The organism is Sphingomonas sp. SORGH_AS_0870 (genome assembly GCF_031453175.1).
In the GTDB taxonomy this organism is placed as follows: Bacteria; Pseudomonadota; Alphaproteobacteria; order Sphingomonadales; family Sphingomonadaceae; genus Sphingomonas.
This window is the reverse complement of sequence record NZ_JAVIYW010000002.1, coordinates 1030372-1056087: the sequence shown is the minus strand read 5'-3', so window position 1 is coordinate 1056087 and position 25716 is coordinate 1030372. Positions and strand designations below refer to the sequence as shown.

At 65.4% G+C, this 25716-nt stretch carries 36 protein-coding genes and 1 tRNA gene; 8 read left to right on the top strand and 29 right to left on the bottom strand.

All coding sequences use genetic code 11. From position 1 onward, the window contains the following. Nucleotides 1-84: 84 nt before the first annotated feature. The 25 genes from rplO to rpsL all read right to left on the bottom strand — a co-directional run bounded on the left by rplO (nt 85) and on the right by rpsL (nt 15390). Nucleotides 85-615 carry a 50S ribosomal protein L15 gene (gene rplO / locus QE363_RS05485; RefSeq protein WP_309692861.1) on the bottom strand — a complete coding sequence of 177 codons (531 nt, stop codon included), beginning with the start codon at nt 613-615 and terminating at the stop codon, nt 85-87. A 247-nt stretch (nt 616-862) separates the two neighbouring features. Then, the gene (rpmD, locus tag QE363_RS05480; RefSeq protein ID WP_307103004.1) at nt 863-1039 is read right to left on the bottom strand and encodes a 50S ribosomal protein L30; all 177 of its coding nucleotides are present in this window, start codon (nt 1037-1039) and stop codon (nt 863-865) included. 6 nt (nt 1040-1045) lie between these two features. Then, nucleotides 1046-1762, bottom strand: coding sequence for a 30S ribosomal protein S5 (gene rpsE / locus QE363_RS05475; protein ID WP_307103002.1), 717 nt, complete (start codon nt 1760-1762; stop codon nt 1046-1048). Nucleotide 1763: 1 nt separating this feature from the next. Further along, a complete protein-coding gene (gene rplR, locus QE363_RS05470) occupies nt 1764-2120 on the bottom strand; it encodes a 50S ribosomal protein L18 (RefSeq protein ID WP_007406066.1) in 357 nt (118 codons plus the stop codon). Continuing rightward, complete coding sequence (gene rplF, locus QE363_RS05465; RefSeq protein ID WP_309692858.1) at nt 2120-2653, bottom strand: 50S ribosomal protein L6; 534 nt, start codon at nt 2651-2653, stop codon at nt 2120-2122. The genes rplR and rplF overlap by 1 nt, the downstream gene beginning before the upstream one ends. Continuing rightward, nucleotides 2653-3048 carry a 30S ribosomal protein S8 gene (rpsH, locus tag QE363_RS05460; protein ID WP_037569377.1) on the bottom strand — a complete coding sequence of 132 codons (396 nt, stop codon included), beginning with the start codon at nt 3046-3048 and terminating at the stop codon, nt 2653-2655. The genes rplF and rpsH overlap by 1 nt, the downstream gene beginning before the upstream one ends. Nucleotides 3049-3060: 12 nt before the next feature. Further along, complete coding sequence (rpsN, locus tag QE363_RS05455) at nt 3061-3366, bottom strand: 30S ribosomal protein S14 (RefSeq protein ID WP_007406083.1); 306 nt, start codon at nt 3364-3366, stop codon at nt 3061-3063. A gap of 57 nt (nt 3367-3423) precedes the next feature. Further along, nucleotides 3424-4005: a 50S ribosomal protein L5 gene (gene rplE / locus QE363_RS05450; protein WP_307102997.1), complete on the bottom strand. Its 582-nt coding sequence runs from the start codon at nt 4003-4005 to the stop codon at nt 3424-3426. After that, on the bottom strand, nt 3998-4315 hold the full coding sequence (gene rplX / locus QE363_RS05445) for a 50S ribosomal protein L24 (protein ID WP_309692849.1): 318 nt from the start codon (nt 4313-4315) through the stop codon (nt 3998-4000). The genes rplE and rplX overlap by 8 nt, the downstream gene beginning before the upstream one ends. Continuing rightward, a complete protein-coding gene (gene rplN, locus QE363_RS05440) occupies nt 4315-4683 on the bottom strand; it encodes a 50S ribosomal protein L14 (RefSeq protein WP_007406105.1) in 369 nt (122 codons plus the stop codon). The genes rplX and rplN overlap by 1 nt, the downstream gene beginning before the upstream one ends. A gap of 238 nt (nt 4684-4921) precedes the next feature. Then, the gene (gene rpsQ, locus QE363_RS05435) at nt 4922-5194 is read right to left on the bottom strand and encodes a 30S ribosomal protein S17 (protein ID WP_037569382.1); all 273 of its coding nucleotides are present in this window, start codon (nt 5192-5194) and stop codon (nt 4922-4924) included. A gap of 12 nt (nt 5195-5206) precedes the next feature. After that, nucleotides 5207-5407 (bottom strand): 50S ribosomal protein L29, encoded by a 201-nt coding sequence (gene rpmC, locus QE363_RS05430; RefSeq protein WP_007406063.1) that lies wholly within the window; start codon nt 5405-5407, stop codon nt 5207-5209. After that, nucleotides 5407-5841: a 50S ribosomal protein L16 gene (gene rplP / locus QE363_RS05425; protein ID WP_007406071.1), complete on the bottom strand. Its 435-nt coding sequence runs from the start codon at nt 5839-5841 to the stop codon at nt 5407-5409. Before rplP ends, rpmC begins: the two co-directional genes overlap by 1 nt. A 12-nt stretch (nt 5842-5853) precedes the next feature. Next, nucleotides 5854-6564, bottom strand: coding sequence for a 30S ribosomal protein S3 (gene rpsC / locus QE363_RS05420; protein ID WP_007406047.1), 711 nt, complete (start codon nt 6562-6564; stop codon nt 5854-5856). Next, nucleotides 6564-6941 carry a 50S ribosomal protein L22 gene (gene rplV, locus QE363_RS05415; RefSeq protein ID WP_042491177.1) on the bottom strand — a complete coding sequence of 126 codons (378 nt, stop codon included), beginning with the start codon at nt 6939-6941 and terminating at the stop codon, nt 6564-6566. Before rplV ends, rpsC begins: the two co-directional genes overlap by 1 nt. Beyond that, on the bottom strand, nt 6941-7219 hold the full coding sequence (gene rpsS, locus QE363_RS05410; RefSeq protein WP_037569384.1) for a 30S ribosomal protein S19: 279 nt from the start codon (nt 7217-7219) through the stop codon (nt 6941-6943). The genes rplV and rpsS overlap by 1 nt, the downstream gene beginning before the upstream one ends. A gap of 6 nt (nt 7220-7225) precedes the next feature. Beyond that, entirely contained in the window at nt 7226-8077 is an 852-nt protein-coding gene (gene rplB, locus QE363_RS05405; protein WP_042491179.1) for a 50S ribosomal protein L2, read from the bottom strand. Between the two features lie 4 nt (nt 8078-8081). Continuing rightward, the gene (locus QE363_RS05400; RefSeq protein ID WP_042491181.1) at nt 8082-8393 is read right to left on the bottom strand and encodes a 50S ribosomal protein L23; all 312 of its coding nucleotides are present in this window, start codon (nt 8391-8393) and stop codon (nt 8082-8084) included. After that, nucleotides 8386-9012 (bottom strand): 50S ribosomal protein L4, encoded by a 627-nt coding sequence (gene rplD / locus QE363_RS05395; protein ID WP_056430747.1) that lies wholly within the window; start codon nt 9010-9012, stop codon nt 8386-8388. Before rplD ends, QE363_RS05400 begins: the two co-directional genes overlap by 8 nt. A 3-nt stretch (nt 9013-9015) precedes the next feature. After that, on the bottom strand, nt 9016-9750 hold the full coding sequence (gene rplC, locus QE363_RS05390) for a 50S ribosomal protein L3 (protein WP_056430750.1): 735 nt from the start codon (nt 9748-9750) through the stop codon (nt 9016-9018). A 284-nt stretch (nt 9751-10034) separates the two neighbouring features. Next, complete coding sequence (gene rpsJ / locus QE363_RS05385; protein ID WP_007406109.1) at nt 10035-10343, bottom strand: 30S ribosomal protein S10; 309 nt, start codon at nt 10341-10343, stop codon at nt 10035-10037. 586 nt (nt 10344-10929) lie between these two features. Further along, complete coding sequence (tuf, locus tag QE363_RS05380) at nt 10930-12123, bottom strand: elongation factor Tu (RefSeq protein ID WP_183950625.1); 1194 nt, start codon at nt 12121-12123, stop codon at nt 10930-10932. Nucleotides 12124-12258: 135 nt separating this feature from the next. After that, a complete protein-coding gene (gene fusA / locus QE363_RS05375; RefSeq protein WP_294235119.1) occupies nt 12259-14334 on the bottom strand; it encodes an elongation factor G in 2076 nt (691 codons plus the stop codon). A 147-nt stretch (nt 14335-14481) separates the two neighbouring features. Further along, nucleotides 14482-14952, bottom strand: coding sequence for a 30S ribosomal protein S7 (gene rpsG, locus QE363_RS05370; protein WP_007406077.1), 471 nt, complete (start codon nt 14950-14952; stop codon nt 14482-14484). Nucleotides 14953-15018: 66 nt separating this feature from the next. Then, nucleotides 15019-15390 (bottom strand): 30S ribosomal protein S12, encoded by a 372-nt coding sequence (gene rpsL / locus QE363_RS05365; RefSeq protein ID WP_007406072.1) that lies wholly within the window; start codon nt 15388-15390, stop codon nt 15019-15021. Between the two features lie 307 nt (nt 15391-15697). On the opposite strand from rpsL, the gene QE363_RS05360 reads away from it, so the two are divergent. After that, nucleotides 15698-15773 (top strand) — tRNA-Trp (locus QE363_RS05360). Between the two features lie 186 nt (nt 15774-15959). On the opposite strand, the gene QE363_RS05355 is transcribed toward QE363_RS05360, so the two are convergent. The 4 genes from QE363_RS05355 to QE363_RS05340 all read right to left on the bottom strand — a co-directional run bounded on the left by QE363_RS05355 (nt 15960) and on the right by QE363_RS05340 (nt 19036). Beyond that, the gene (locus QE363_RS05355) at nt 15960-16280 is read right to left on the bottom strand and encodes a hypothetical protein (RefSeq protein WP_309692805.1); all 321 of its coding nucleotides are present in this window, start codon (nt 16278-16280) and stop codon (nt 15960-15962) included. A 116-nt stretch (nt 16281-16396) separates the two neighbouring features. Further along, nucleotides 16397-17071 carry a DUF1013 domain-containing protein gene (locus QE363_RS05350; RefSeq protein WP_309692802.1) on the bottom strand — a complete coding sequence of 225 codons (675 nt, stop codon included), beginning with the start codon at nt 17069-17071 and terminating at the stop codon, nt 16397-16399. A gap of 177 nt (nt 17072-17248) precedes the next feature. Further along, nucleotides 17249-17941, bottom strand: coding sequence for a hypothetical protein (locus QE363_RS05345; protein WP_309692800.1), 693 nt, complete (start codon nt 17939-17941; stop codon nt 17249-17251). 111 nt (nt 17942-18052) lie between these two features. Beyond that, complete coding sequence (locus QE363_RS05340) at nt 18053-19036, bottom strand: NAD(P)H-quinone oxidoreductase (RefSeq protein ID WP_309698098.1); 984 nt, start codon at nt 19034-19036, stop codon at nt 18053-18055. Between the two features lie 129 nt (nt 19037-19165). On the opposite strand from QE363_RS05340, the gene QE363_RS05335 reads away from it, so the two are divergent. The 7 genes from QE363_RS05335 to coaD all read left to right on the top strand — a co-directional run bounded on the left by QE363_RS05335 (nt 19166) and on the right by coaD (nt 25678). Beyond that, nucleotides 19166-19360 carry a DUF1192 domain-containing protein gene (locus QE363_RS05335; protein WP_309692798.1) on the top strand — a complete coding sequence of 65 codons (195 nt, stop codon included), beginning with the start codon at nt 19166-19168 and terminating at the stop codon, nt 19358-19360. Nucleotides 19361-19532: 172 nt separating this feature from the next. Next, complete coding sequence (gene clpA / locus QE363_RS05330; RefSeq protein ID WP_307102958.1) at nt 19533-21851, top strand: ATP-dependent Clp protease ATP-binding subunit ClpA; 2319 nt, start codon at nt 19533-19535, stop codon at nt 21849-21851. Nucleotides 21852-21991: 140 nt separating this feature from the next. Then, on the top strand, nt 21992-23791 hold the full coding sequence (locus QE363_RS05325; RefSeq protein ID WP_309692792.1) for a diguanylate cyclase: 1800 nt from the start codon (nt 21992-21994) through the stop codon (nt 23789-23791). After that, entirely contained in the window at nt 23770-23967 is a 198-nt protein-coding gene (locus QE363_RS05320; protein ID WP_309692789.1) for a hypothetical protein, read from the top strand. The genes QE363_RS05325 and QE363_RS05320 overlap by 22 nt, the downstream gene beginning before the upstream one ends. A gap of 69 nt (nt 23968-24036) precedes the next feature. Further along, the gene (locus QE363_RS05315) at nt 24037-24276 is read left to right on the top strand and encodes an exodeoxyribonuclease VII small subunit (protein WP_007406073.1); all 240 of its coding nucleotides are present in this window, start codon (nt 24037-24039) and stop codon (nt 24274-24276) included. 2 nt (nt 24277-24278) lie between these two features. Continuing rightward, the gene (locus tag QE363_RS05310) at nt 24279-25178 is read left to right on the top strand and encodes a farnesyl diphosphate synthase (protein WP_309692774.1); all 900 of its coding nucleotides are present in this window, start codon (nt 24279-24281) and stop codon (nt 25176-25178) included. Further along, nucleotides 25175-25678, top strand: a complete 504-nt coding sequence (coaD, locus tag QE363_RS05305; RefSeq protein WP_307102949.1) for a pantetheine-phosphate adenylyltransferase — start codon at nt 25175-25177, stop codon at nt 25676-25678. Before QE363_RS05310 ends, coaD begins: the two co-directional genes overlap by 4 nt. The last annotated feature ends 38 nt before the right edge of the window (nt 25679-25716 follow it).

Here is a 25716-nt window from a genome sequence, read left to right as displayed (position 1 = left end):
GACGCGCTTGTCTAACCCGGATGCAAAATCCGCCGCTGTTGGGGATGGCGTGGCGCCATGCGACAGCGGCGGATCCTATCCGGTTCAGGCCTTGGCGGCGAGCTTCGCGGCGCGGGCCTGGCCCTTCTTCGCGGCGGCCTTCTCGGCGGCGGGCACGACGTGCGGCACGTCGACCGAACCACCGGCCTTCTCGACCGCTTCACGTGCCGAGGCCGACACGCCCTGCACGACGAACGACAGCTTGGCGGTCAGTTCGCCCTTGCCGAGCAGACGGACGCCGTCCTTGCCGCCACGGGCGAGGCCAGCGGCCTTCAGCGCAGCGTGATCGATCGTGCCGTCGGTCTTCAGCTTGCCTGCATCGACCGCCTTCTGGATCGCGCCCAGGTTCACCTCGGCATAGTCCTTGGCGAAGATGTTGTTGAAGCCACGCTTCGGCAGACGCATGTGGAGCGGCATCTGACCGCCCTCGAAGCCCGCGATGGACACGCCCTCACGGCTCTTCTGACCCTTGACGCCGCGACCACCGGTCTTGCCCTTGCCCGAACCGATACCGCGACCGACGCGGATCTTGGACTTGCGGGCACCCTGGTTGTCGAAAAGTTCGTTCAGCTTCATGATTTGCACTCGCTTTCGCTTGTTTCGCGCATGGCCGTCATTCGGGAAGAATCACGACCGCTGGATAAAAGGAAGGGGGCCGCATAGCCCCCTTCCCCGTGTTTGTCACTGTTCAATGTGACGGATATGAGACCGGGACCTCATCCCTCTCTCCGTTCGCACTGAGCGAAGTCGAAGTGCAAGCCGAGCGGCGTGGCCTTCGACTACGCCCAAGCTGAACGGAGCGCAGGATCGATCCCGAAGTGCCTCAGTCCACCACCTGAACCATGTGCTGCACCTTGCGGATCATGCCACGGACTTCAGGGCTGTCCTGAAGCTCGGCGACCTTGTGCATCTTGTTGAGGCCCAGGCCGACGAGGGTCGCGCGCTGGTCCTTGGTGCGGCGGATCGGCGAACCGGTCTGCTTGATCTTGATGGTTGCCATGGTCGCTTACTCCACGACGGCCGCGGCTTCCGCCTCGGCAGTCTGCTGGGTGGCACCGTGACCGCGACCCAGCAGGTCGGCGATCTTCTTGCCACGACGCTGCGCCACCGCCTTGGGCGAAGTCTGGTCACCCAGCGCTTCGAAGGTGGCACGGATCATGTTGTACGGGTTCGAGGTGCCGATCGACTTCGTCACCACGTCGGCAACGCCGAGCGATTCGAAGATCGCGCGCATCGGACCACCGGCGATGATGCCGGTACCCTGCGGCGCCGAACGCACCGTCACGCGGCCCGCACCGAAATGGCCATTGCCATCATGATGCAGCGTGCGACCGTCCTTCAGCGGAACGCGGACCATCGCCTTCTTGGCGGCAGCCGTCGCCTTCGAAATGGCTTCCGGCACTTCGCGCGCCTTGCCATGACCGAAGCCCGCACGTCCCTTGCCGTCGCCGACCACGACGAGCGCGGCGAAGCCGAAGCGCTTACCACCCTTCACGGTCTTCGAGACGCGGTTGATGTGGACGAGCTTTTCGATCAGCTCTTCGCCCTGCTCCTCGGCGCCACCGCGACGGTCGTCGCGACGACCACGGTTGCCGTCACGGCCGCCACGGCCGCGATCGCCGCCCGGACCACGGCCACGGCCGCCCCGGGGACCGCGACCCTGGGTCGCGTCCTGCGCGGCGCCTTCGGCACCGGCAACGGCCACGTTGTTCTCGTCAGCCATATTAGAACTCCAATCCCGCTTCGCGTGCCGCCTCGGCCAGCGCCTTGACGCGACCGTGGAACAGGAAGCCGCCACGGTCGAAAACGACCTGCGTGACGCCGGCGGCCTTGGCCTTCTCGGCCACGCGCTTGCCGACTTCGCTCGCCGCTGCGACGTTCGCGCCCGACTGGCCGCGTGCGTCCTTTTCCAGCGTCGAGGCCGAAGCCACGGTACGACCGGCCTCGTCGTCGATCACCTGGGCATAGATGTGCTTGCCCGAGCGATGCACCGACAGGCGCGGACGGGTGCCCGCACGCGCACGCAGCGCGGTACGGTTGCGCCGACGGCGCTTCTCGAAAAGAGAGAGACCCTTGGTCATTACTTCTTCTTCCCTTCCTTGCGGAAGATGAACTCGCCGTCGTACTTGATGCCCTTGCCCTTATACGGCTCGGGCTTGCGCCAGCGACGGATCTCGGCGGCCAGCTGGCCGACCTTCTGCTTGTCCGAACCGCTGATCTCGACGGTGGTGGCGTCCGGCGTCTTCACCTCGATGCCTTCCGGCACGTCGATGTTGACGTCGTGGCTGTAGCCGAGCTGCAGCTTCAGGGTCTTGCCCTGCGCGGCGGCGCGGTAGCCGACGCCGGTGATGACCAGCTTCTTCGAGAAGCCTGCGGTCACGCCGGTCACGAGGTTCTGCACCATGGTGCGCTGCATGCCCCAGAAGGCGCGGGCGCGCTTCGTGGCGTTGGCAGGCTGCACCGCGATGGCGTCCGCCTGGACGTCATAGGTGATCTCGTCAACGAGCGGCATGGTCAGGGTGCCCTTGGGACCCTTCACGCTCAGCACCTTGTCGGCGATGGTCGCGGTGACGCCGGCCGGAACCGGGACCGCCTTCTTACCGATGCGGCTCATCAGAACACCTCCGCCAGGACTTCGCCACCGACATTCTGCTCGCGCGCTTCGGCGTCCGACAGAACGCCACGCGGCGTCGACACGATGGTGATGCCCAGGCCGTTGCGAACGCGCGGAAGCTCCTGCGCGCCCGAATAGATACGGCGGCCGGGCTTGGACACGCGCGCGACATGCTTGATCGCGGGCTGGCCTTCGAAATACTTCAGCTCGATGCGGATGCCGGCCGCGGGGCCCATCTGCTCTTCGCTGTAGCCACGGATATAGCCTTCGCGCTGGAGCACGTCGAGCACGCGGGCGCGCAGCTTCGACGCAGGCGTCAGGACGGAGTCCTTGCGCGCGCGCTGGCCGTTGCGGATGCGGGTGAGCAGGTCACCCAGGGGATCGGTCACTGCCATCTCAAATGGTCCTTACCAGCTCGACTTGGTGACGCCGGGGATCAGGCCCTTGTTGGCCAGATCGCGCAGCATGACGCGAGCGAGACGGAACTTGCGGTAATACGCACGCGGGCGACCGGTGATCTCGCAGCGGTTGCGGATACGGGTCGGATTGCCGTTGCGGGGGATCTCGGCCATCTTCAGGCGCGCGATCAGACGCTCGGTCTCATCGAGGCTCTGGTCGTTCGCGATCGCCTTCAGCTTCGCGTACTTGCCGGCATACTTCTTGACGAGAAGGCGACGCTTCTCGTTCTTGTTGATTGAACTCAGTTTCGCCATGGACTTAAGCTCTTTCTGTAAGGACCCCCTCCCCGGCGTGGAGAGGGGGCAGTCCGGTTACGCCGCCTTCTTCTCGTCGGCAGCGTCTTCCTTGGGGAACGGGAAGCCGAAGAGACGGAGCAGCTCGCGCGCCTCGTCGTCGGTCTTCGCCGTGGTGGTCACGATCACATCCATGCCGCGCACCTTGTCGATGCGGTCATAGTTGATTTCGGGGAAGATGATCTGTTCCTTGATGCCGCAGGCATAGTTGCCGCGACCGTCGAAGGACTTCGGATTCAGGCCGCGGAAGTCGCGAACGCGCGGCAGCGCGATCGTGATGAAGCGGTCCAGGAATTCGTACATGCGCTCGCGACGCAGCGTGACCTTCACACCGATCGGCATGCCTTCACGCAGCTTGAACTGCGCGATCGACTTCTTCGCCTTGGTGATGACGGGCTTCTGACCCGCGATCAGCTCCATCTCGGAGGCGGCCTGGTCGACGCGCTTCTTGTCCTGCGTCGCTTCGCCCACGCCCATGTTGAGCACGATCTTCTCGATCCGGGGGATCTCGTTGACGTTCTTGTAACCGAACTTGTCGGTCATCGCCTTGATGATGCTATCGTCGTAGATAGCCTTCATGCGGGGCTTGTAATCAGCCATCGATCTTCTCCCCGGTCTTGACGGCGACACGGACCTTCTTGCCATCCTGCATCTCGAAACGGACGCGGGTCGGCTTGCCATCGGCGGTCACATGCGCGACCTTCGAGATGTGCAGCGGAGCAGCGGTGCGCTCCAGGCCACCCTGCGGGTTCGCCTGGGTGGGCTTGCGGTGACGGGTGGCGATGTTGACGCCGTCCACGACGACCTTGCCGTCCTTCGGCATCGCCAGCGACACGGTGCCGGTCTTGCCCTTGTCCTTGCCGGACAGGACGATGACGCGATCGCCCTTCTTGATCTTGGCGGCGGCCATTACAGCACCTCCGGAGCCAGCGAGATGATCTTCATGTGCTTCTTGCCGCGAAGCTCACGCACGACCGGGCCAAAGATACGGGTGCCGATCGGCTCCTCGTTCTTGTTGACCAGCACGGCGGCGTTACCGTCGAAACGGATCACCGAACCGTCGGCGCGACGGATATCCTTGGCGGTACGCACGATCACCGCGCGGTGAACGTCGCCCTTCTTCACGCGGCCACGCGGCTGCGCTTCCTTGACGCTGACGACGATGATGTCGCCGACCGATGCGGTACGGCGCTTCGAGCCGCCCAGCACCTTGATGCACTGCACCCGCTTCGCGCCGCTGTTGTCAGCGACGTCGAGATTGGACTGCATCTGGATCATGGATCCGCTTCCTTCTCTCTACCTGGGGTGGATACCGACCCGACCCCGCCTTAAAAAACGACCCCCGGCGCAGGGATGACCCGCGCCAGGGGGAGAGGCCCCATAGCCACTCCTGGTGCGAAAGGCAAGCGAGTCGCTTGTGCCTTTCGACCAATCCGCTCGATGCCCCGAAGGGCGCCCTTTTCAACCCGAACCCCGCCCTTTCACGCGGAAAGAGCGGGGTCGGATGTCAAAGGGTTCAGCCCTCTGCCGAGGCCCGTTCCGGCGTCGTGTGGGTGTTCACCCGCTCGATCACCTTCCAGGTCTTCAGCTTCGAGATCGGGGCGGTCTCTTCGATCCGCACCGTCTCACCGGCCTTGAACTCATTGCTCTCGTCGTGAGCATGATACTTCTTCGACCGACGGATGATCTTGCCGTAGAGGGGGTGCTTGACCTTCCGCTCCACATTGACGACGACCGTCTTGTCGGTCTTGTCCGAGACAATCACCCCGGTCAGCACGCGCTTCGGCATGTGTCTCGGTCCTTACTTGGCAGCCGCAGCGGTGCGCTGCGCCTGGATGGTCTTGATCCGCGCGATGTCGCGACGGACTTCCTTGACCCGGCTGGGCTTTTCGAGCTGGCTCGTGGCCGCCTGGAAGCGCAGGTTGAACTGCTCACGCTTCAGGTTGCCCAGCGCCTCGACGAGCTGGTCGTCGCTCTGGCCGGTGTATTCAGTCTTGGCCATTACTCGCCTCCGAGGTGCGAGGTGTCGCCCAGGCGGGCAACGACCTTGGTCTTGATGGGCAGCTTCATCGCGGCGCGCTCGAATGCCTCGGCGGCCAGCGGGCCGTCGACACCGTCGAGTTCGAACAGGATGCGACCCGGCTTCACGCGGGCGGCCCAGAATTCCGGCGAACCCTTACCCGAGCCCATGCGGACTTCGGCAGGCTTCGACGAGACGGGGACGTCTGGGAAGATGCGGATCCAGAGACGACCCTGGCGCTTGATGTGACGCGTGATCGCGCGGCGAGCCGCCTCGATCTGGCGAGCGGTGATCCGCTCCGGCTCCATGGCCTTCAGGCCATAGGAACCGAAGTTCAGGCTCGTGCCGCCCTTCGCATCGCCGTGGATGCGGCCCTTGAAGGCCTTGCGGAACTTGGTGCGCTTTGGTTGCAGCATGTTCTTTGATCCTTAGCGGCGATGATCGTCGCGCGCCGGGCGCACGCCGGAGGTCTGAGCCTCCATCATCAGCCGGTCCTGCGCCATGGGATCATGGCCCAGGATCTCGCCCTTGAAGATCCACACCTTCACGCCGCACACGCCATAAGCGGTGTGCGCCTGCGCTTCGGCATAGTCGACGTTCGCGCGCAGCGTGTGCAGCGGAACGCGGCCTTCACGATACCATTCGGTCCGCGCGATTTCCGCGCCGCCCAGACGGCCGCCGCAGGTGATACGGATACCCTCGGCGCCCAGACGGAGCGCGGACTGCACCGCACGCTTCATGGCGCGGCGGAACGCGATACGGCGCTCCAGCTGGTCGGCCACGCCCTGTGCGACGAGCTTGGCGTCGATCTCGGGCTTGCGGATCTCGACGATGTTCAGCGACACGTCGGACGAGGTCATCGAACCCAGCTTCTTGCGAAGCTTTTCGATGTCGGCGCCCTTCTTGCCGATGATCACGCCCGGACGCGCCGCGAAGATCGAGATGCGGCACAGCTTGGCCGGACGCTCGATGACGACCTTCGAGATCGCGGCCTGGGGCAGCGTCTTCATGATGTACTGGCGGATCTTCAGATCCTCCAGCAGCAGGCGGCCATAGTCATGGCCTTCGGCGAACCAGCGGCTGTCCCAGGTGCGGTTGATCTGGAGACGCAGGCCGATCGGATTGCTCTTCTGACCCATTATGCTTCTTCCTGCTCGCGGACGACGATGCGGAGCCGCGAAAACGGCTTCAGGATGCGGGTGGACTTGCCACGGCCGCGCGTCGCGAAACGCTTCATGGTGATCGACTTGCCGACCGACGCCTCGGCGACGACGAGCGAGTCGACGTCGAGGTTGTGGTTGTTCTCGGCATTGGCGATCGCGGAGGCCAGGATCTTGCGCGCGTCGACAGCCATCGCCTTCGTCGAGAAGGCCAGGATGTTCATCGCGTCGCCGACCTTCTTGCCGCGGATCAGGGCCGCGACCAGGTTCAGCTTCTGCGCCGAACCACGGATCTGCGTGCCGACCGACAGCGCTTCCTTGTCACCGACCTTGCGGGGGGATGCGGGCTTCGACATCAGCGCTTACCCTTCTTGTCGGCAGCGTGGCCGGGGAAGTAGCGCGTGGGCGCGAATTCACCGAGCTTCATGCCGACCATGTCCTCGTTCACCGAGACGGGAACGAACTTGCGACCATTGTAGACGTTGAAGGTCAGGCCGACGAACGACGGCAGGATGGTCGAGCGACGCGACCAGGTCTTGATCGGACCTGCGCGGTTGCCAGCATCCTGAGCCACTTCGGCCTTCTTCAGGAGATGGAGGTCCACGAAAGGACCCTTCCAAACGGAACGAGCCATTGCGTGTTAGCCCTTCTTCTTGGCGTGACGGCTACGGATGATCATCTTGTCCGTCGCCTTGTTGTGACGAGTGCGCGCACCCTTCGTCGGCTTGCCCCACGGGGTGACCGGATGACGGCCGCCCGAGGTCCGGCCTTCACCACCGCCGTGCGGGTGGTCGACCGGGTTCTTCGCAACACCGCGGGTCAGCGGGCGATGGCCCTTCCAACGGTTGCGACCAGCCTTCGCCAGGTTGGTGTTGCCGTTGTCGGGGTTCGACACCGCACCGACGGTCGCCATGCAGTTCGCATGGATGTAGCGCTGCTCGCCCGAGTTCAGACGGACGATAACCATGCCCTTGTCGCGGCCCACGACCTGCACATAGGTGCCGGCCGAACGTGCGATCTGACCGCCCTTGCCGGGCTTCATCTCGACGTTGTGGACGATCGTGCCGACCGGCATCTGACCCAGTTCCATGGCGTTGCCCGGCTTCACGTCGGTCTTCTTGCCCGCGATCACCTTGTCGCCGACAGCGAGGCGCTGCGGAGCGATGATGTAGGACTGGTCGACCTTGCCGGCTTCGTCGGTGCCATAGTTGATGAGCGCGATGAAGGCGGTGCGGTTGGGATCATATTCGATCCGCTCCACGGTGCCCTCGACGTCCCACTGGCGACGCTTGAAGTCGATGAAACGGTAGCGCTGCTTGTGGCCGCCCGCGATGCCGCGGCTGGTCACATGGCCCTTGTTGTTACGGCCGCCGGTCTTGCGCTTGCCTTCGGTGAGCGCCTTGACGGGCGCGCCCTTCCACAGCGCCGAGCGGTCGACGAGGATCAGACCGCGGCGGGCCGGGCTCGTCGGGTTATAATGCTTGAGTGCCATCGGCTCAGATCCCCGTCGTCACGTCAATGGACTGACCGTCCTTGAGGGTGACGATCGCCTTCTTCATGTCCGAGCGCTGGTACGGAGCGCCCTTCCACTTCTTGGTCTTGCCCTTCTGGACGATGGTGTTCACGCCGGTGACGTTGACGTCGAACAGCGCTTCCACCGCCGCCTTGATCTCGGGCTTGGTAGCACCGGGGGCGACCTTGAACACCACGGCGTTGTGCTCGCTCAGGAGCGTCGCCTTCTCGGTGATGTGCGGCGCGACGATCACGTCGTAATGACGCGGATCGACCGCCTTCTGCTGCTTAGCCATGGAAACGGGCCTCCAGCTTTTCGACAGCCGAGCGCGTCAGCACCAGGGTGTCATGCTTCAGAATGTCGTAGACATTGGCGCCAGCGGCCGGAAGGACGTTGATTTCCTTCAAGTTGCCTGCGGCCAGTGCGAACGACGTCTCGACGGCGTCGCCATCGATGACCAGCGCGGTCTTGCCGAAGCCGAGCTTCGCCAGATCGCCCTGCAGCGTCTTCGTCTTGTTACCGGCAACCGCCAGATCGTTCATCACGATCAGCGAACCCGCCTTGGCATGGCTCGACAGCGCCATCTTCAGGCCCAGGGCGCGAACCTTCTTGTTCAGGCCCGGGTTGAAGTCGCGGACGCGGGCGCCGTGCGCCTTACCACCGCCGATGAAGACGGGAGCACGACGATCGCCGTGACGAGCGACACCGCCGCCCTTCTGGCGACCGAGCTTCTTGCCCGAACGCGCGACATCGGCGCGCTCACGGGTGCCGCGCGCGGTGGCGCGACGCTTTTCCAGCTGCCAGGTCACAACGCGGTGCAGGATGTCGGCGCGCGGATCGAGGCCGAAGACCTCGTCGTTGAGCTCGATGTCCGCGGCGTCGGTGCCGGCGAAGGATTGAACCTTGACCTTCACGACTTAGCCCTCCTGGCTCTCGGTGGCTTCCGGAGCAGGCTCGGCAGAAGCGTTGTTGTTGGCGGCCGCCTTGATGCTGGCGGGGAACGGGGCGTCCGCGTGGCGCGAAACCTTGACCGCGTCCTTGACGATCAGCCAGCCACCCTTCGAGCCGGGCACCGAGCCCTTGACAAAGATCAGGCCGCGCTCGACGTCGGTCGACACGATTTCGAGGTTCTGCTGCGTGCGGTTCTTGTCGCCCATGTGGCCAGCCATCTTCTTGTTCTTGAAGACGCGGCCCGGATCCTGACGGTTACCGGTCGAACCATGCGAACGGTGCGAGACCGAGACGCCGTGGGTCGCGCGCAGACCACCGAAGTTCCAGCGCTTCATCGCACCGGCAAAGCCCTTACCCTGGGTACGACCCTGGATATCGACATACTGGCCGGGGACGAAATGGTCGGCGGAGATTTCCGCGCCGACGTCCAGCAGGCCGTCTTCGTTCACGCGGAACTCGACCAGCACCTGCTTGGGCTCGACTTCGGCCTTGCCGAAGTGGCCACGCTGCGGCTTGGCAACATTCTTGGTCTTGGCGACACCTGCACCAAGCTGGACGGCGGTGTAGCCGTCACGATCCATCTCGCGGCGAGCGACGACCTGTACGCCTTCAAGCGCCAGGACGGTGACCGGCACGTGCCGACCATCGTCCTGGAACAGGCGGGTCATCCCCAGCTTCTTCGCGATCACGCCGGTACGCATGATCCTGTTCCTTCCTCGACAGAGGCCCCCAAGAACCATTCAAGGGGGGCATATCCAGCCCGATTAAAGCGAAACGAGCCCCCGTCCCGGGCTGGCGACCGGCGAACCGGTCAGACGGGGGACGCTGCCCCGGCACCATCCCGCTTGCGCGAGACCACCGGGCGGTATCCCTTAAGAGTGCCGGATCGCGGGAGCGACCTCGGCGCGTTCTCCGGTAGCTTCAGGCCGGAGAAACGCCAAAATCCCGTGGGACGGAATCGTCGACCACGGGAATGCCGGCTCTCTTACGCCAGCTTGATCTCGACATCAACACCTGCGGCGAGGTCGAGCTTCATCAGCGCATCGACGGTCTGCGGGGTCGGCTGCACGATGTCCAGCATCCGCTTGTAGGTGCGGACCTCGAACTGCTCGCGCGACTTCTTGTCGATGTGCGGACCACGGTTGACCGTGAACTTCTCGATGCGCGTCGGAAGCGGGATCGGACCGCGGATAAGAGCGCCGGTGCGGCGCGCGGTGTCGGCGATGTCGCCGGTCGCCTGATCGAGCACGCGATGGTCGAACGCCTTCAGACGAATGCGGATATTGCTGTCCATGATCCCTACCGATGCGAAAGAGCGGGCTTTCCGGTTGCGATCGCGGTGAGCGGCAAGTGCGATCGGCTATCCGACCGGGCACTCGACCGTTCGCCGTGAAGGCGACCCTGGGCCGAAACAAACTCTGGGTTACGACAAGAGCGGAAAACCACCCCTGCCCTCACTAAAAGCAAACGGCCGACTCCGGTGTACCCGGTGCCAGCCGATTCCCTCAAGGCGTGTGCCTATACGCATATGCCGGGGGTGCCGCAAGGGGTGGGTGCGGTTTTTGTTGAGCGGGATGGAACCAGGGCCCCTAACCGCCCCCCTACCCCCGTTCAGCCTGAGCGAAGTCGAAGGCCACGGGAAAACAGAGACCGCCAGGCGTGCACTTCGACTTCGCTCAGTGCGAACGGAGCTGGACCGCCCTCACCCTTCCCACCCGCTGACGCGGGCGGGCCCCTTCCCTCTCCCGGCGGGAGAGGGAGGGAGGCGCGTAGCGCCGGAGGGGTGATGGTCTCGCGCCCCGGAAACCACATACGAAAAAGGCCGACCCCGTCGCCGGGGCCGGCCCTTTCCCGATAAGTTTCAGGCTTTCGCCCGAGACTTACTTGTCGATCGAGCTGACGACGCCCGCGCCGACGGTACGGCCGCCTTCACGGATCGTGAAGCGCTGACCGATGTCCATGGCGATCGGAGCGATCAGCTTCACGCCCAGAGCGACGTTGTCGCCCGGCATGACCATCTCGGTGCCCTCGGGCAGCTCGACGGTGCCGGTCACGTCGGTCGTGCGGAAGTAGAACTGCGGACGATAGTTCGCGAAGAACGGGGTGTGACGGCCGCCTTCTTCCTTCGACAGGACGTACACTTCCGACTGGAAGTCGGTGTGCGGGGTGATCGAACCCGGCTTGGCCAGAACCTGACCACGCTCGACTTCGTCACGAGCGACGCCACGGATCAGCGCGCCGATGTTGTCGCCGGCCTGGCCCGAGTCGAGCAGCTTGCGGAACATTTCGACACCGGTGACGGTGGTCTTGCGGGTGTCGTTGATGCCGACGATCTCGACTTCTTCACCGACCTTGATGATGCCGGTTTCGACACGGCCGGTGACGACGGTGCCGCGACCCGAGATCGAGAACACGTCTTCGATCGGCATCATGAACGGCTTGTCGAGCGGACGCTCCGGCTGCGGGATGTATTCGTCGACCTGCTTCATCAGCTCGAGAACGGCATCCTTGCCGAACTTGTCGTTCGAACCCGACAGCGCGCAGGTCGCCGAACCCTTGACGACGGGGATGTCGTCGCCCGGGAATTCGTACGAGCTCAGCAGCTCGCGGATTTCCAGCTCGACCAGCTCGAGGATTTCCTCGTCGTCGACCAGGTCGACCTTGTTCATGAACACGACCATCGCGGGCACGCCGACCTGGCGGGCGAGCAGGATGTGCTCGCGGGTCTGCGGCATCGGGCCGTCGGTCGACGAAACGACGAGGATCGCGCCGTCCATCTGCGCCGCGCCGGTGATCATGTTCTTCACATAGTCGGCGTGGCCGGGGCAGTCGACGTGCGCATAGTGGCGCGATTCGGTCTCATACTCGACGTGGGCGGTCGAGATGGTGATGCCGCGCTCACGCTCTTCCGGCGCCTTGTCGATGTTCGCGAAGTCCACCGCCGCGTTGCCGGCGACGTTGTCGGCCAGAACCTTGGTGATCGCTGCGGTCAGCGAGGTCTTGCCGTGGTCGACGTGGCCGATGGTGCCGATGTTGAGGTGCGGCTTGTTCCGCTCGAATTTTGCCTTTGCCATTTTCCTACCTTCTGAATCGAATTCGGTGCCGCATCCGAGGCCACGCGAACGCGGCCCCATAGCGGGTGTTTGAAGCGATTGCCAGCCCCTAGCGTGTCCGCGCCCCCAGTTGCCCCGAGGGCGCGACGGACGCTGTTAGGCCATCTTCGCCTTGACCTCGTCCGCAACATTCTGCGGCACTTCGTCATAGTGCGAGAACTGCATCGAGTACTGCGCACGACCCTGGGTGAACGAGCGGAGCGCGTTCACATAGCCGAACATGTTGGCCAGCGGGACCATCGCCTCGACCGTCTGCGCGTTGCCGCGCGTGTCGGTGCCCTGGATCTGGCCGCGACGGCTGTTCATGTCGCCGATGACGTCGCCCAGATAGTCTTCCGGGGTCACGACCTCGACCTTCATGACCGGCTCGAGCAGCGTGATGCCCGACTTCTGGGCCGCTTCGCGCATCGCGCCGCGGGCACAGATTTCGAACGCCAGCGCCGACGAGTCGACGTCGTGATACGCGCCGTCATACAGCAGGACTTCGAAGTCGATGATCGGGAAGCCGACCAGCGAACCGGTTTCCGCGGTCTCACGGAAGCCCTTCTCGATCGCGGGGATATATTCCTTCGGAATGTTACCGCCCTTGATCTCGTCCTTGAAGACGAAGCCCGAGCCACGCTCGCCCGGGGTCAGCTTGACCTTCACGCGACCGAACTGGCCGGTGCCGCCCGACTGCTTTTTGTGCGTGTAGTCGATGTCGACCGGCTTCTTGAGGTATTCGCGATACGCCACCTGCGGCGCACCGACATTCGCCTCGACCTTGAACTCGCGCTTCATGCGGTCGACCAGGATCTCGAGATGGAGCTCGCCCATGCCCTTGATGATGGTCTGGCCCGACTCGGCGTCCGAGGTCACGCGGAACGAGGGGTCCTCGCGAGCGAGACGATTGAGCGCGACGCCCATCTTCTCCTGGTCGGCCTTGGTCTTCGGCTCCACCGACAGCTCGATCACGGGCTCGGGGAATTCCATCCGCTCGAGGATGATCGGGGCGTTCTGCGCGCAGAGCGTGTCGCCGGTCGTGGTATCCTTGAGGCCCGCCAGAGCGACGATGTCGCCGGCATAGGCTTCCTGGATGTCCTCACGGCTGTTCGCATGCATCAGCAGCATGCGACCGATCTTTTCCTTCTTGTCCTTGACCGAGTTCAGGACCTGCGACGAGGTCTCGAGCTTGCCCGAATAGATGCGGGCGAAGGTCAGCGAACCGACGAACGGGTCGTTCATGATCTTGAACGCCAGCGCCGAGAAGGGCTCGGTGTCCGACGAAGGACGCTCGTCCGGCGTCTCGCCGTCGAGCTTCACGCCCTTGATGGCCGGAACGTCGAGCGGCGACGGCAGATAGTCGATGACCGCGTCGAGCAGGGGCTGCACGCCCTTGTTCTTGAACGCCGAGCCGCAGACGACAGGAACGAACGCCATTTCCAGCGTGCCCTTGCGGATCAGCGCCTTGAGTTCGGCGACCGAAGGCTCGTTGCCTTCCAGATACGCTTCCATCGCGGCGTCGTCCTGCTCGACGGCCATTTCGATCAGGTCGCTGCGATACTTCGCGGCCTTTTCCTTCAGGTCATCGGGGATGTCCTGATATTCGAACTTGGCGCCCAGCGACTCTTCGAGCCAGATGATCGCGCGGTTCTCGACCAGGTCGACCAGGCCCTTGAAGCCGCCCTCGATGCCGATCGGCAGATACAGGACCGCCGGACGCGCGCCCAGGCGCTCGATGATCGAGTTCACGCAGAAATAGAAGTCGGCACCGGTGCGGTCGAGCTTGTTGACGAAGCACATGCGCGGCACGCCGTACTTGTCGGCCTGACGCCACACGGTTTCCGACTGCGGCTCAACACCCGCCACGCCGTCGAAGCAGGCGACCGCGCCGTCGAGCACGCGGAGCGACCGCTCCACTTCGATGGTGAAGTCGACGTGCCCGGGGGTGTCGATGATGTTGATGCGGTTGTCGTTCCAGAAACAGGTCGTCGCGGCCGACGTGATGGTGATGCCGCGCTCCTGCTCCTGCTCCATCCAGTCCATGGTGGCGGTGCCTTCGTGCACTTCGCCGATCTTGTAGGACTTGCCGGTGTAATAAAGAATGCGCTCGGTCGTGGTCGTCTTGCCGGCATCGATGTGCGCCATGATGCCGATGTTGCGATACTTCTCGAGCGGATGGCTGCGGGCCATGATCGATCTTCCTCAAGCGTAGGGGGGAGCCGGTTGGCCCGGCTCCCCCTTATATAGGCTGTTTGCGTGACCAGCGGAAGACCGCCGGCACCGCACCCCGAAAAGGTTGCGGCAGAGCGGAAATGAATCCGGTCCGCCGCAAGGCCCTTACCAGCGGTAGTGCGAGAAGGCGCGATTCGCTTCCGCCATGCGGTGCGTATCTTCGCGCTTCTTGACCGCGTTGCCGCGGTTGTTCGCGGCGTCCATCAGCTCGCCCGACAGACGCGCGGCCATCGTGTTCTCCGAACGGGCGCGCGACGCGCCGATCAGCCAACGGATGGCCAGAGCCTGGGCACGCTCCGGACGGACTTCGACCGGGACCTGGTAGGTCGCACCGCCGACGCGGCGCGAACGGACTTCGATGCCCGGCTTGATGTTGTTCAGCGCATCGTGGAACACGCCGATCGGATCGCGCTTGGCGCGCGTCTCGACGGTTTCCAGGGCACCGTACACGATGGCTTCGGCCACGGACTTCTTACCGTCCAGCATGACCGAATTCATGAACTTCGACAGGACCACATCCCCGAACTTGGGATCCGGCAGGATTTCCCGCTTTTCGGGACGACGACGACGAGCCATTCTCGTATTTCCTTACAAAACTTCAGCCTTTGGTGGTCGAGGAGCCTCAATTGAGGCCCGACCGGCTTACTTCGGACGCTTCGCGCCGTACTTCGAGCGGGACTGCTTGCGATCCTTCACGCCCTGCGTGTCGAGGACGCCGCGCAGCACGTGGTAGCGCACGCCGGGAAGGTCGCGCACACGGCCGCCGCGGATGAGCACCACCGAGTGCTCCTGCAGGTTGTGGCCTTCGCCCGGGATGTACGAGATGACTTCGCGGCTGTTGGTCAGACGGACCTTGGCCACCTTGCGAAGTGCCGAGTTCGGCTTCTTCGGGGTCGTCGTGTAGACACGGGTGCAAACGCCGCGCTTCTGCGGGTTCTGCTCCATTGCAGGGACCTTGGACTTGGCCTTCTGCAGTTCGCGGCCCTTGCGGACCAGCTGGTTGATCGTCGGCATTGAAGCCTTCACCTTTCCATGAGGTTACTTTGCTGGAGCCATCACAGCACTTAGGAATACAAAAAGGGGCCATCGCGGCTTGCGCCCGGCCCATATTCGCATCCAGCAATGTTCAAGCTTGCCCGACGGACATGTCCCGATTCCCGAGAAATCCCCTTCGTGCAGCGGCGGCCTATACGCGGGAGTCGCCCTGGGGTCAATGTCGCCGCCCCGCACCGCGCCCAAGGCATCAGGCGAGCGATTCACGAAAATAGTGAAACAGCCTATTGCCCTGCCCGATCAGCCGGGCTAATGGCGGCCGCCTCGCAGGAGTGTAGCTCAGTTGGTAGAGCATCGGTCTCCAAAACCGAGGGCCCACGGTTCGAGTCCGTGCACTCCTGCCACTTTCCCGACATCGCTGGAATGATCGCGCCGCCTCTGCGGTGAGCGCGGCGCTGCGCCTGCCGTCCGGAAAGCCTCCGCCACGACATGCGCCATCCCAACGAAAGCCGGGATCATTGGCCGCAAAAGGCGCCTGCCGCAAAAGACCCCAGCCTGCGCTGGGGTGACACAACAGGCTGCCGGGGATTTCAGTTTACCGGCCGCCGCCCCACGCCCGGCGGAGTCGCGGGGTCCACTTCGTCGATCTCGTCGCCGCGATGGCCGCCACCGGCGCCTGCCCCGCTGCCATGGACTTCGCCCGTCTTCGGATCGATCGTGGCGCGCCTGCCATCGTCGTCGGGCAGGCTGGTGTCGGCATTGCCCTCACCCGGTACCGGCGGGGTGGTCGTCACGCGGCCCGACGGCTCCGCCCGACCCATCGCGCACTCGTCGTCGCGATGATAGTCCTGGCCCGTATAGCCACCATCGCGATCGAAGGGCTGAGGGTCGCGCTTTTCCTGCTCGGACATGGATGATCTCCTTTGCCCGGACTCAACGGGGCAAGGGTGACGCCGTTCCCCATCACGCAAAAGGGGCGCCCACCCGGTCGGTGAACGCCCCCTTTCGTCAAGCCGAAGCGTGCCGATCAGCTGCGGAACAGCGAGTGCGGATCGATGATGTCGCCATGCCCGATCGAGTCCGAATCGCGGCTCTGCTGATCGCGCTCGGCGCGTAGCGAGGCGAGCAACGCTTCGCGGTCGCCCTCCAGGCGGGTGTCGGTCGGCTGCGCATCGGCATTGCCGCCGGTCGCCTTCGCCGCCTTGGCCACCGCCGAGTCGAGCTCGCGCTGGGTGGTCAGGCCCAGCGTCACCGGGTCCTTCGGCGTGATGTTGGCGATGTTCCAGTGGCTGCGGTCGCGGATCGCGGCGATCGTGGTGCGGGTGGTGCCTATCGGGTTGCTGATCGCGCCGTCCGAGATTTCCGGGTGGTTGCGGATGATCCAGGCAATGCCGTCGGGCTTGTCCTGGCGCTTGCTGACCGGCGTGTAGCGCGGGCCCTTGGTCCGGCGGACCTGCTCGGGGCCCTTGGTCATCTTCATGCGATAATCGGGATTGGCCTGCGCCTTCTCGATCTCGCTCTGCGTCACTTCGTGCGCGCGGACCGGATCGCGGCCGGTCAGCTTGGTCGCCGCCGTGTCGTCGGCGATCGCCTGCACTTCCAGGATGTGAAGGCCGCAGAAATCCGCAATCTGCTCGAAGGAGAGCGAGGTGTTGTCGACCAGCCAGGAAGCGGTCGCATGGGGCATGAGCGGCTGGGCCACGGGGATCACTCCAGTCGGAAAATAAAAGGGCCGCCCCTCATCGGAGCGGCCGTAGCGGCGGCAAATCTAATGCGAGCCGCCTCCAAGAGCAAGGTGCGGCGCCACAAAGTGACCGAAACAGTGCCTCATACGCCCCTGCCCTTGCGCCGTCCAGCGCCCCGGCGGCCCTGCGTCGCATCAATTGTCGTCGTCGAATCGTCCGAAGGGCAGGAGCTGCGAGGCCAGCCTGCGGGTCGCAGGACCGTCGCCCGCGCGCACCGGCGTCAGCACCGCGATGGCGGCGCGTTGCAGGATGCGGTCGATCGGCGTCACCGTCGCGGCATGCGCCGCCGCCTCGGCCAGTGTGCGGCCACGTGGGTCGCGCGGATCGAGCTCCAGCCGCAGCAGCGCCGCCAGTCCGGGAAACAAGGCCCGGTCGCCGCCCAGCGCGATCGCCCGGTCGAGCAGGGCGAAACCCGCCCCCCGCTGTGCCCCGAGCGCCGCGCGCCCGACGATCGCCCCCAGCTTCTTGACCGCGCCGATATGCCAGGCGCCCAGCGCCAGCTGCGCCTCGGCGTCGCGGGGATTCTCCGCGATCAGCGCCTCGAACTGACGCCGCGCCGCGATCGCATCGGTGCGGTTGCCGGTCAGCTTGGCGCGGTAGCCCAGCGCGGTGGCGCGCATCAGCAGCGCCTCGTGATCGTCGGGGCTGTGCTTCAGCATATTGCCGGCGGTCGCATAGGCCAGCGTCACCCGGCGCAACGCGCTCGCCTCATCGGTATCGGCGAAGGAAGCCTGGGTCAGGATGTCGCGCGCCGACTGGGCAGCGGCGGGTATCGCCGCCATATTGCCCGCCATCACGATCCCGGCGGCCAGCCCCCATCGCAGCATTCGCATCCCCCTTGGCCAATCGTGCAGACCGAACAGATCGGGCCGACCCGGCCGATTCGCTCGTCCGATCCGTTACCCCGGTCGATCAGAGTCCGAAATGGGCAGATCGGATTATTCGCCGATGGTCAGGACGATCTTGCCCATATGGTCGCCCGCCTCCATGCGGCGATGCGCGTCCGCGGCCTGCGCCAGCGGAAAGCTGCGATCGATGACCGGGCGCAGCCGCCCTTCCTCGACATGCGGCCAGACGATCCGCGCGACCTCGTCGGCGACCATCGCCTTGAACTCGGCATCCCGGCCGCGCAGCGTCGATCCGGTCAGGATCAGGCGACGACGCATCACCTCCCAGAGCGGGATTTCGGCCTTCGCGCCGCGCTGCACCGCGATCGAGACATGCCGCCCCTCCTCGCCCAGGCATTTCAAGTTGCGCGGCACATAATCGCCGCCGACCATATCGAGGACGATGTCCACGCCCTTGCCGCCGGTGAAGGCCTGGACCGCCTCGACGAAATCCCCGGTGCGATAGTTGATCGCCCTGGCTGCACCGAGCTTTTCGGCGGCCGCGCATTTGTCGTCCGATCCGGCGGTGACGATCACCGTCAGGCCGAACAGCTTGCCCAGCAGGATCGCCATGGTGCCGATGCCGCTGGTCCCGCCATGGACGAGCAGGGTCTCACCCTCGCGGGCATAGGCGCGCTCGAAGACATTGGTCCACACGGTGAACAGCGTCTCGGGCAGCGCCGCCGCCTGCACCATCGACAGGCCGTTGGGCACGGGCAGGCAGTGCTCGGCCACCGCCACCGCATATTCGGCATAGCCGCCGCCGCCGATCAGCGCGCAGACCGGCTGGCCCAGCAGCTCGGGCCCGACGCCCTCGCCGATCGCGACGACCTCGCCCGCGATTTCCAGACCGGGGATGGAGGGCGCGCCCGGCGGCGGCGGATAGAGCCCCTGGCGCTGCATCACATCGGGCCGGTTGACCCCGGCGGCGGCGATCCGGATCAGCACTTCGCCCGCACCGGGCCGCGGGGTCGGCCGACGGGTCGGGACCAGCACCTCCGGCCCGCCCGCCGCTTCGGGATCGATCGCGGTCATCATCTCGGGGAGATCGCCGATCCCCATCACGTCGTTATCCGCGTGCACCGATTACCGCCCCTTCGTGAACGTCGCCATGTCGCCCCGTTATTGACATCGGCGGCGACCGGGTCAACGCTGCATCCCGATATGGAACAGGACGACTCCCCGATCCGCATTCCCGACAGCCTGACCATGCTGGTCCGGACCGATCTCGATCCGCTCTCGCTCGCCGAGCTGGAGACGCGGATCGCGGTGCTGGAACAGGAGATCGAACGGACCCGCCGCCACATCGACCGCGCCGCGCTCCACCGCGCCAGCGCCGACGCGCTGTTCAAGCGGTGACGCAGGGGGACCCCACCCGGCGCGCACGCTCCGAGGCGGTCCCATATTTTCGTTCGCGCGATACGCTTTGTTCAGCCGCCGCGCGTTACACCCGCTTGATGCCGGGGCGAACCATCCCGACATTGGTCGAAACGAGGCGTCAGTCCATGGCGCTTCGGAAGGAGTATCGCAGATGCCATCTTTCGCCCCCGCGCTCGAGACCACGCTTCACAAGGCGCTGGAAGCCGCGACCGTGCGGCGCCACGAATATGCCACGCTGGAGCACCTCCTTCTCGCGCTGATCGACGACGACCATGCCTCCAAGGTGATGGAAGCATGCCATGTCGACCTGGGCGAGCTGAAGGCGACGGTCGCCCAGTATCTCGACACCGAACTCGACGCGCTGAAGGTCGAGGCGGCGACCGACCCCTCCCCCACCAGCGGGTTCCAGCGTGTCGTCCAGCGCGCGATCCTGCACGTCCAGTCCTCGGGCCGCGACGAAGTGACCGGCGCGAACGTGCTGGTCGCCTTGTTCTCCGAACGCGAATCCTATGCCGTCTATTTCCTCCAGCAGCAGGATATGAGCCGCCTGGACGCCGTCAGCTTCATCAGCCACGGCGTCGGCAAGGGTGGTGCCGCCAGCGAGTCGACCCCGCCCAAGGGCGTCGAGGAGGAAAAGCCCGCCAAGCCCGCTGAAAAGGGCAAGGGGGAAAGCGCGCTCAAGCAGTTCACCGTCGACCTCAACGAAAAGGCCAAGCTGGGCAAGGTCGATCCGCTGATCGGGCGCGGGCCCGAGGTGGACCGCACCGTCCAGATCCTGTGCCGCCGGTCGAAGAACAACCCGCTCTATGTGGGCGATCCCGGCGTCGGCAAGACCGCGATCGCCGAGGGCCTGGCGCGCAAGATCATCGAGGGCAACGTCCCCGAGGTGCTTCTGAACGCCGTCATCTACTCGCTCGACATGGGCGCGCTGCTGGCGGGCACCCGCTATCGCGGCGACTTCGAGGAGCGGCTGAAGGCGGTCGTCAACGAGTTGGAGAAGCTGCCCCACGCGGTCCTCTTCATCGACGAGATCCACACCGTCATCGGCGCGGGCGCGACCAGCGGCGGGGCGATGGATGCGTCGAACCTGCTCAAGCCGGCTCTGTCAGGCGGCACGATCCGCTGCATCGGCTCGACCACCTATAAGGAGTTCCGCAACCACTTCGAGAAGGACCGCGCGCTGCTGCGCCGGTTCCAGAAGATCGACGTGAACGAGCCGACGATCGAGGACACGATCAAGATCCTGGCGGGTCTGCGTTCAGCGTTCGAGGATCACCATCAGGTGAAGTACACCCCCGATGCGATCAAGTCGGCGGTCGAGCTGTCGGCGCGCTACATCAACGACCGCAAGCTGCCCGACAAGGCGATCGACGTGATCGACGAAGTGGGCGCGATGCAGATGCTGGTGCCGGTCAGCAAGCGCAAGAAGACGATCACCCCCAAGGAGATCGAGGCCGTGATCGCCACCATGGCGCGCATCCCGCCGAAAAGCGTGTCGACCGACGACCGCCAGCAGCTGGAGACGCTGGAGACCGATCTCAAGCGGGTGGTGTTCGGCCAGAATGCCGCGATCGAGAATCTGTCCTCGGCGATCAAGCTCAGCCGGGCGGGCCTGCGCGATCCCGACAAGCCGATCGGCAACTATCTGTTCACCGGCCCCACCGGCGTCGGCAAGACCGAGGTTGCGCGCCAGCTGGCGACGATTCTGGGCATTCCGCTCCAGCGGTTCGATATGTCCGAATATATGGAGCGTCACTCGGTCAGCCGTCTGATCGGTGCCCCTCCGGGCTATGTCGGATACGACCAGGGCGGCCTGCTGACCGATGCGGTCGACCAGAACCCGCATTCGGTGCTGCTGCTCGACGAGATCGAGAAGGCGCATCCCGATTTGTTCAACATCCTGTTGCAGGTGATGGACAATGGGAAGCTGACCGATCACCACGGCAAGACGGTCGATTTCCGCAACACGATCATCATCATGACGACCAATGCGGGCGCCGCCGACATGGCGCGCGAGACGGTCGGGTTCGGCAACCTCACCCGCGAGGGCGAGGACGAGCAGGCGGTGCAGAAGATGTTCTCGCCCGAGTTCCGCAACCGCCTCGATGCGATCGTGCCCTTCGGCTATCTCCCGCCCGAGGTCGTCGCGCGGGTGGTGGACAAGTTCATCCTCCAGCTCGAGCTTCAGCTGGCCGATCGTCACGTCCATATCAGCCTGGACGAGGCGGCGAAGAGCTGGCTCACCGAAAAGGGCTATGACCGCCTGTACGGCGCGCGTCCGATGGGCCGCCTGATCCAGGAGAAGATCAAGCAGCCGCTGGCCGAGGAACTGCTGTTCGGCAAGCTGGTCCATGGCGGCGAGGTGACGGTGAGGATGAAGGACGGCGCGCTGTCCTTCGCGATCGAACCCGCCGCGCCGAAGAAGCCGCGCAAGAAGGGCGGCAAGCCGGCGGAAGTCGACGCAGGCTGATCGCCGACATGATCGGGCCGGGTGACATCACCCGGCCCTTTTCGCGCGGCCATGCGAAGGGCTGATGCGGCGGCTTTCCCAGATCAAACCGTTAACCACACACTCATAAAATTTAAGCCAAATTTAAATTAAGCCATGATATGGTCCGCGCCATGGGTGGTGGATGGCTGACCAGGATTGGCGCGCTGATTCTGGCGATCATGCTGGGCCTTGTGCCCTTGTCCGCCGCGCGGGCGCAGGTGGGCCAACCGCTGGCCACCTGCATCCGGCCCATCCACCCCGGCGATACGCCGCAGGCGATGCTGGCGGCCCCGCAGCGTTTCGACTGCCGGAGCGATCAGTCCTCTTATGGTGTCGGCGACTATTGGGTGCTCTCCCAGCCGCTGCCGGTGATTGCGGGCGATCCGCGCGATCGGCTGGCGGTCCGCTTCGCCAGCACCTGGCAGGACGCAACGACCCTGCATATCCTCTATGCCGACGGCCAGATGCGCCGGGTCGCCTATACCAGCGCGACCACCTCCCCCTATCTGCTGCTGGGCGCGATGATCGGCGTACCCCTGCCGCGCGAGGGGGCGCGGCCGGTCCGCATCCTGTGGGAGGCGCATGGTGCGGCGAACATGCGCGGCGTCGTGCGCGGCGCGCGTCTGGGCCGTCATGGCGACATGCTGGCGACCGAATCCTCGCTGGGGCTGATCTATGGTCTGATCATGGGGATGGTGATCGGACTGGCGGTCTATAATCTCGCGCTCTGGCCCGCGCTGCGCCAGCCGCTCCAGCCCGTCTATTGCCTGTTGCTGTTCTTCATCACCGGCTATGCGCTCGCGTCGTCGGGGCTGATCGGCCAGTGGCTGCCCTGGCTGGACAATAACGAGCGGCACCGATGGAACGCCATCATGCTGGGCGGGGTGGCGCTGACCCTGGTCATCTTCGCACGCCACTTCTTCGAGCGGAAGGTGTTCGAGGGATGGCTGGACCGGTTGGCGATCGTGTCGTTCGTGCTGATCGCCATTCCCAACGTCGCCTTCGCGCTGCTCGCGCCACGCTGGATCCTGCCGCTCGACCAGGCCGTGGTCTTCGGCTTCCTCGTCCTGTTGTTCTTCCTGATCGCGGTGCTCGTCCAGGCCTGGCGGCGACGGAGCAATTTCCTCTGGGCCTTCGCCTTCGCATGGGGCGCGCCGATCGTTTTTGCCATGTTCCGGCTGCTCCACGCCGCGCATCTGATCGCCTGGCGACCATGGATCGACCAGTCGACGGTGCTGTCGATGGGGGCCGAGGCGCTGATCGCCAGCCTGGGCGTCGCCTATCGCATCTATCTGCTCAGCCGCGACCGCGACCTGGCGCGCGCCGACGAGCGGGTCGCGCGGCGGCTGGCGGATACCGATTCGCTGACCGGGCTGTTCAACCGCCGCGCCTTTCTCGACCAGGCCATCGGGCGCAGCGGGCCGCAGACGCTGATCCTGGTCGATATCGATCATTTCAAGCGGATCAACGATCAGCTGGGCCATGACGGCGGCGACGAGGTTCTCCGCACCTTTGCGCATGCGCTGGCCGATCTGGTCGGCCCCGACACGCTGATCGCCCGGATCGGCGGCGAGGAGTTCGCGCTGCTGACCGACGCCGCGCGCGGGCCGGACATCGACCTGCTGCTCGCCCGGCTGCGCGAGGTCGCCTATCCCTCGGGGCTGAAGGTCACCGCCAGCCTGGGGCTGTGCACCGGCCCGATGCTGGACGAGACGGACTGGAGGGCGATCTACCGCGAGGCGGATCAGGCGCTCTACGCCGCCAAGAATTGCGGGCGCGATAGGGCGTGCCGGGGCCGCTCCCTCCCGATGACCGGCGGGATGGCGGAAAGCCGCCCCGCAGCCCCCTTGCCGCTCGTCCGGACACGGCCTAGACCGGCGCGCGGGGAGACGGGGGCGTGCGCGAACGGCGGATCGTGATGGGAATGGCGGTGCTGGCGCTGGTCGCGCTCGCCTATCGCCATCCGACCGCCGATATCCGCCTCATCACCCATGACCTGACCGACCGGTCGCCGCGCCGGGTGCAGGCGGCGGTCGATCTGGGGCTGCTCAGCGTCTCCTTCCTCTACACCTGGACCGTCGACCGACTCCGATAGGGACAGGCGCGGCATAAGGATGGATCAAGCATCCTTGCGCGCGCCGGATGCGTGCCGCATAGCGACGTCATGGATACGCCCATCGAAGAACTGACGTTCGAGGACGCCCTCAAGGAACTGGAGAGGATCGTCGGCCGACTGGAAAGCGGCGAAGCGACGCTCGACGAATCGATCCGCCTCTATGAGCGCGGCGACCGTCTGCGTCAGCGTTGCGCCGAGCGGCTCGACGCCGCCCAGGCCCGGATCGAGGCGATCCGCCTCGACGCCGAAGGCAAGGCCGCGGGCACCCGCCCGTTCCAGGCGGGTTGAGCGTGACGCTGACCGCCACGACCCTGTCGGGCGCGCTGGCCGAGGTCGCCGAGGATATCGACCGCCGCTTCGCGCAGGTGCTGGCCGATCCGGGCGATCCCCGCGCCTCGCTCTATGCCGCGATGCGCCATGCGGCGATCGGCGGGGGCAAGCGGCTGCGCCCGCTCCTCGTCTTCGCCACCGCGCATCTGTTCGACGTGGACCGCGACTGTGCGGGCTGGGTCGCGACCGCGCTGGAGGCGATCCATGTCTATTCGCTGATCCATGACGATCTGCCCGCGATGGACGATGACGACCTGCGGCGCGGCAAGCCGACCGTCCACAAGGCATTCGACGAGGCGACGGCGATCCTGGCGGGCGACTGCCTCCACGCGCTGGCCTTCGAGATCCTGGCCGATCCGTCGACCCATGCCGATCCCTTCGTCCGGTCCGAGCTGATCCTCGACCTCGCCCGCGCCTCGGGGCCCAGCGGCATGGCGGGCGGGCAGATGATGGATCTGGAGGCCGAGCGGCAGGTGTTCGACCTCGCCACCGTCACCCGGCTCCAGCAGATGAAGACCGGCGCGCTGATCTGCGCCGCGGTCGAGGCGGGCGCGATCCTGGGACGCGTCGCGCCCGAGGGCCGCATCCACCTGCGCGGCTATGCGCACGACCTGGGTCTGGCCTTCCAGATCGCCGACGACCTGCTCGACGCCGAGGGGGACGAGGCGGCGGCGGGCAAGAAGCTGCGCAAGGACGAGGAGGCGGGCAAGGCCACCTTCCTCAGCCTGCTCGGCGTCGAGCGCGCGCGCGAACAATGTCGGATGCTGGTCGCCCAGGCGATCGAGCATTTGCGCGATTACGGCCCCGAGGCCGACCTGCTCCGCGCCATCGCATCCTATGTGGTGGAGCGCGACCGATGACCCGGATCGGCGTCTATCCGGGCACTTTCGATCCCGTCACGCTGGGCCATATGGACATCATCCGGCGCGGCGCGAAGCTGGTCGACCGGCTGGTGATCGGCGTCACCACCAACCCCTCCAAGTCGCCCATGTTCACGCTGGACGAGCGGATGGAGATGGTCCGCCGCGAGGTCGCCGGTGTGGCGGGCGAGATCCATGTCGTCGCCTTCGATTCGCTGCTGATGGACTTTGCCGAGCGCGAGGGCGCCAAGGTCATCGTCCGGGGCCTGCGCGCGGTCGCCGATTTCGAATATGAATATCAGATGGCGGGGATGAACCAGCAGATCAATCCACGCGTCGAGACCGTCTTCCTGATGGCCGATGTCGCGCTGCAACCCATTGCCAGCCGCCTGGTCAAGGAGATCGCGCTCTATGGCGGCAATATCGCCAAGTTCGTGACGCCCGCGGTGCGCGAGGATGTCGTCGCGCGGGTCGAGAAGATCGGCCGCAAGGGATCTTAGTATCCTCCCCGGCACGGGGAGGTGGCAGGGCGCAGCCC

What these genes read in the sequence shown, in the direction of transcription:
- rplO (WP_309692861.1), bottom strand. Translation starts at nt 615, where the DNA reads ATGAAGCTGAACGAACTTTTCGACAACCAGGGTGCCCGCAAGTCCAAG.
- rpmD (WP_307103004.1), bottom strand. Translation starts at nt 1,039, where the DNA reads ATGGCAACCATCAAGATCAAGCAGACCGGTTCGCCGATCCGCCGCACC.
- rpsE (WP_307103002.1), bottom strand. Translation starts at nt 1,762, where the DNA reads ATGGCTGACGAGAACAACGTGGCCGTTGCCGGTGCCGAAGGCGCCGCG.
- rplR (WP_007406066.1), bottom strand. Translation starts at nt 2,120, where the DNA reads ATGACCAAGGGTCTCTCTCTTTTCGAGAAGCGCCGTCGGCGCAACCGT.
- rplF (WP_309692858.1), bottom strand. Translation starts at nt 2,653, where the DNA reads ATGAGCCGCATCGGTAAGAAGGCGGTCCCGGTTCCGGCCGGCGTCACC.
- rpsH (WP_037569377.1), bottom strand. Translation starts at nt 3,048, where the DNA reads ATGGCAGTGACCGATCCCCTGGGTGACCTGCTCACCCGCATCCGCAAC.
- rpsN (WP_007406083.1), bottom strand. Translation starts at nt 3,366, where the DNA reads ATGGCGAAACTGAGTTCAATCAACAAGAACGAGAAGCGTCGCCTTCTC.
- rplE (WP_307102997.1), bottom strand. Translation starts at nt 4,005, where the DNA reads ATGGCTGATTACAAGCCCCGCATGAAGGCTATCTACGACGATAGCATC.
- rplX (WP_309692849.1), bottom strand. Translation starts at nt 4,315, where the DNA reads ATGGCCGCCGCCAAGATCAAGAAGGGCGATCGCGTCATCGTCCTGTCC.
- rplN (WP_007406105.1), bottom strand. Translation starts at nt 4,683, where the DNA reads ATGATCCAGATGCAGTCCAATCTCGACGTCGCTGACAACAGCGGCGCG.
- rpsQ (WP_037569382.1), bottom strand. Translation starts at nt 5,194, where the DNA reads ATGCCGAAGCGCGTGCTGACCGGGGTGATTGTCTCGGACAAGACCGAC.
- rpmC (WP_007406063.1), bottom strand. Translation starts at nt 5,407, where the DNA reads ATGGCCAAGACTGAATACACCGGCCAGAGCGACGACCAGCTCGTCGAG.
- rplP (WP_007406071.1), bottom strand. Translation starts at nt 5,841, where the DNA reads ATGCTGCAACCAAAGCGCACCAAGTTCCGCAAGGCCTTCAAGGGCCGC.
- rpsC (WP_007406047.1), bottom strand. Translation starts at nt 6,564, where the DNA reads ATGGGTCAGAAGAGCAATCCGATCGGCCTGCGTCTCCAGATCAACCGC.
- rplV (WP_042491177.1), bottom strand. Translation starts at nt 6,941, where the DNA reads ATGTCGAAGCCCGCATCCCCCCGCAAGGTCGGTGACAAGGAAGCGCTG.
- rpsS (WP_037569384.1), bottom strand. Translation starts at nt 7,219, where the DNA reads ATGGCTCGTTCCGTTTGGAAGGGTCCTTTCGTGGACCTCCATCTCCTG.
- rplB (WP_042491179.1), bottom strand. Translation starts at nt 8,077, where the DNA reads ATGGCACTCAAGCATTATAACCCGACGAGCCCGGCCCGCCGCGGTCTG.
- QE363_RS05400 (WP_042491181.1), bottom strand. Translation starts at nt 8,393, where the DNA reads ATGGCTAAGCAGCAGAAGGCGGTCGATCCGCGTCATTACGACGTGATC.
- rplC (WP_056430750.1), bottom strand. Translation starts at nt 9,750, where the DNA reads ATGCGTACCGGCGTGATCGCGAAGAAGCTGGGGATGACCCGCCTGTTC.
- rpsJ (WP_007406109.1), bottom strand. Translation starts at nt 10,343, where the DNA reads ATGGACAGCAATATCCGCATTCGTCTGAAGGCGTTCGACCATCGCGTG.
- tuf (WP_183950625.1), bottom strand. Translation starts at nt 12,123, where the DNA reads ATGGCAAAGGCAAAATTCGAGCGGAACAAGCCGCACCTCAACATCGGC.
- fusA (WP_294235119.1), bottom strand. Translation starts at nt 14,334, where the DNA reads ATGGCCCGCAGCCATCCGCTCGAGAAGTATCGCAACATCGGCATCATG.
- rpsG (WP_007406077.1), bottom strand. Translation starts at nt 14,952, where the DNA reads ATGGCTCGTCGTCGTCGTCCCGAAAAGCGGGAAATCCTGCCGGATCCC.
- rpsL (WP_007406072.1), bottom strand. Translation starts at nt 15,390, where the DNA reads ATGCCGACGATCAACCAGCTGGTCCGCAAGGGCCGCGAACTGCAGAAG.
- QE363_RS05355 (WP_309692805.1), bottom strand. Translation starts at nt 16,280, where the DNA reads ATGTCCGAGCAGGAAAAGCGCGACCCTCAGCCCTTCGATCGCGATGGT.
- QE363_RS05345 (WP_309692800.1), bottom strand. Translation starts at nt 17,941, where the DNA reads ATGCTGCGATGGGGGCTGGCCGCCGGGATCGTGATGGCGGGCAATATG.
- QE363_RS05340 (WP_309698098.1), bottom strand. Translation starts at nt 19,036, where the DNA reads ATGACCGCGATCGATCCCGAAGCGGCGGGCGGGCCGGAGGTGCTGGTC.
- QE363_RS05335 (WP_309692798.1), top strand. Translation starts at nt 19,166, where the DNA reads ATGGAACAGGACGACTCCCCGATCCGCATTCCCGACAGCCTGACCATG.
- clpA (WP_307102958.1), top strand. Translation starts at nt 19,533, where the DNA reads ATGCCATCTTTCGCCCCCGCGCTCGAGACCACGCTTCACAAGGCGCTG.
- QE363_RS05325 (WP_309692792.1), top strand. Translation starts at nt 21,992, where the DNA reads ATGGTCCGCGCCATGGGTGGTGGATGGCTGACCAGGATTGGCGCGCTG.
- QE363_RS05315 (WP_007406073.1), top strand. Translation starts at nt 24,037, where the DNA reads ATGGATACGCCCATCGAAGAACTGACGTTCGAGGACGCCCTCAAGGAA.
- coaD (WP_307102949.1), top strand. Translation starts at nt 25,175, where the DNA reads ATGACCCGGATCGGCGTCTATCCGGGCACTTTCGATCCCGTCACGCTG.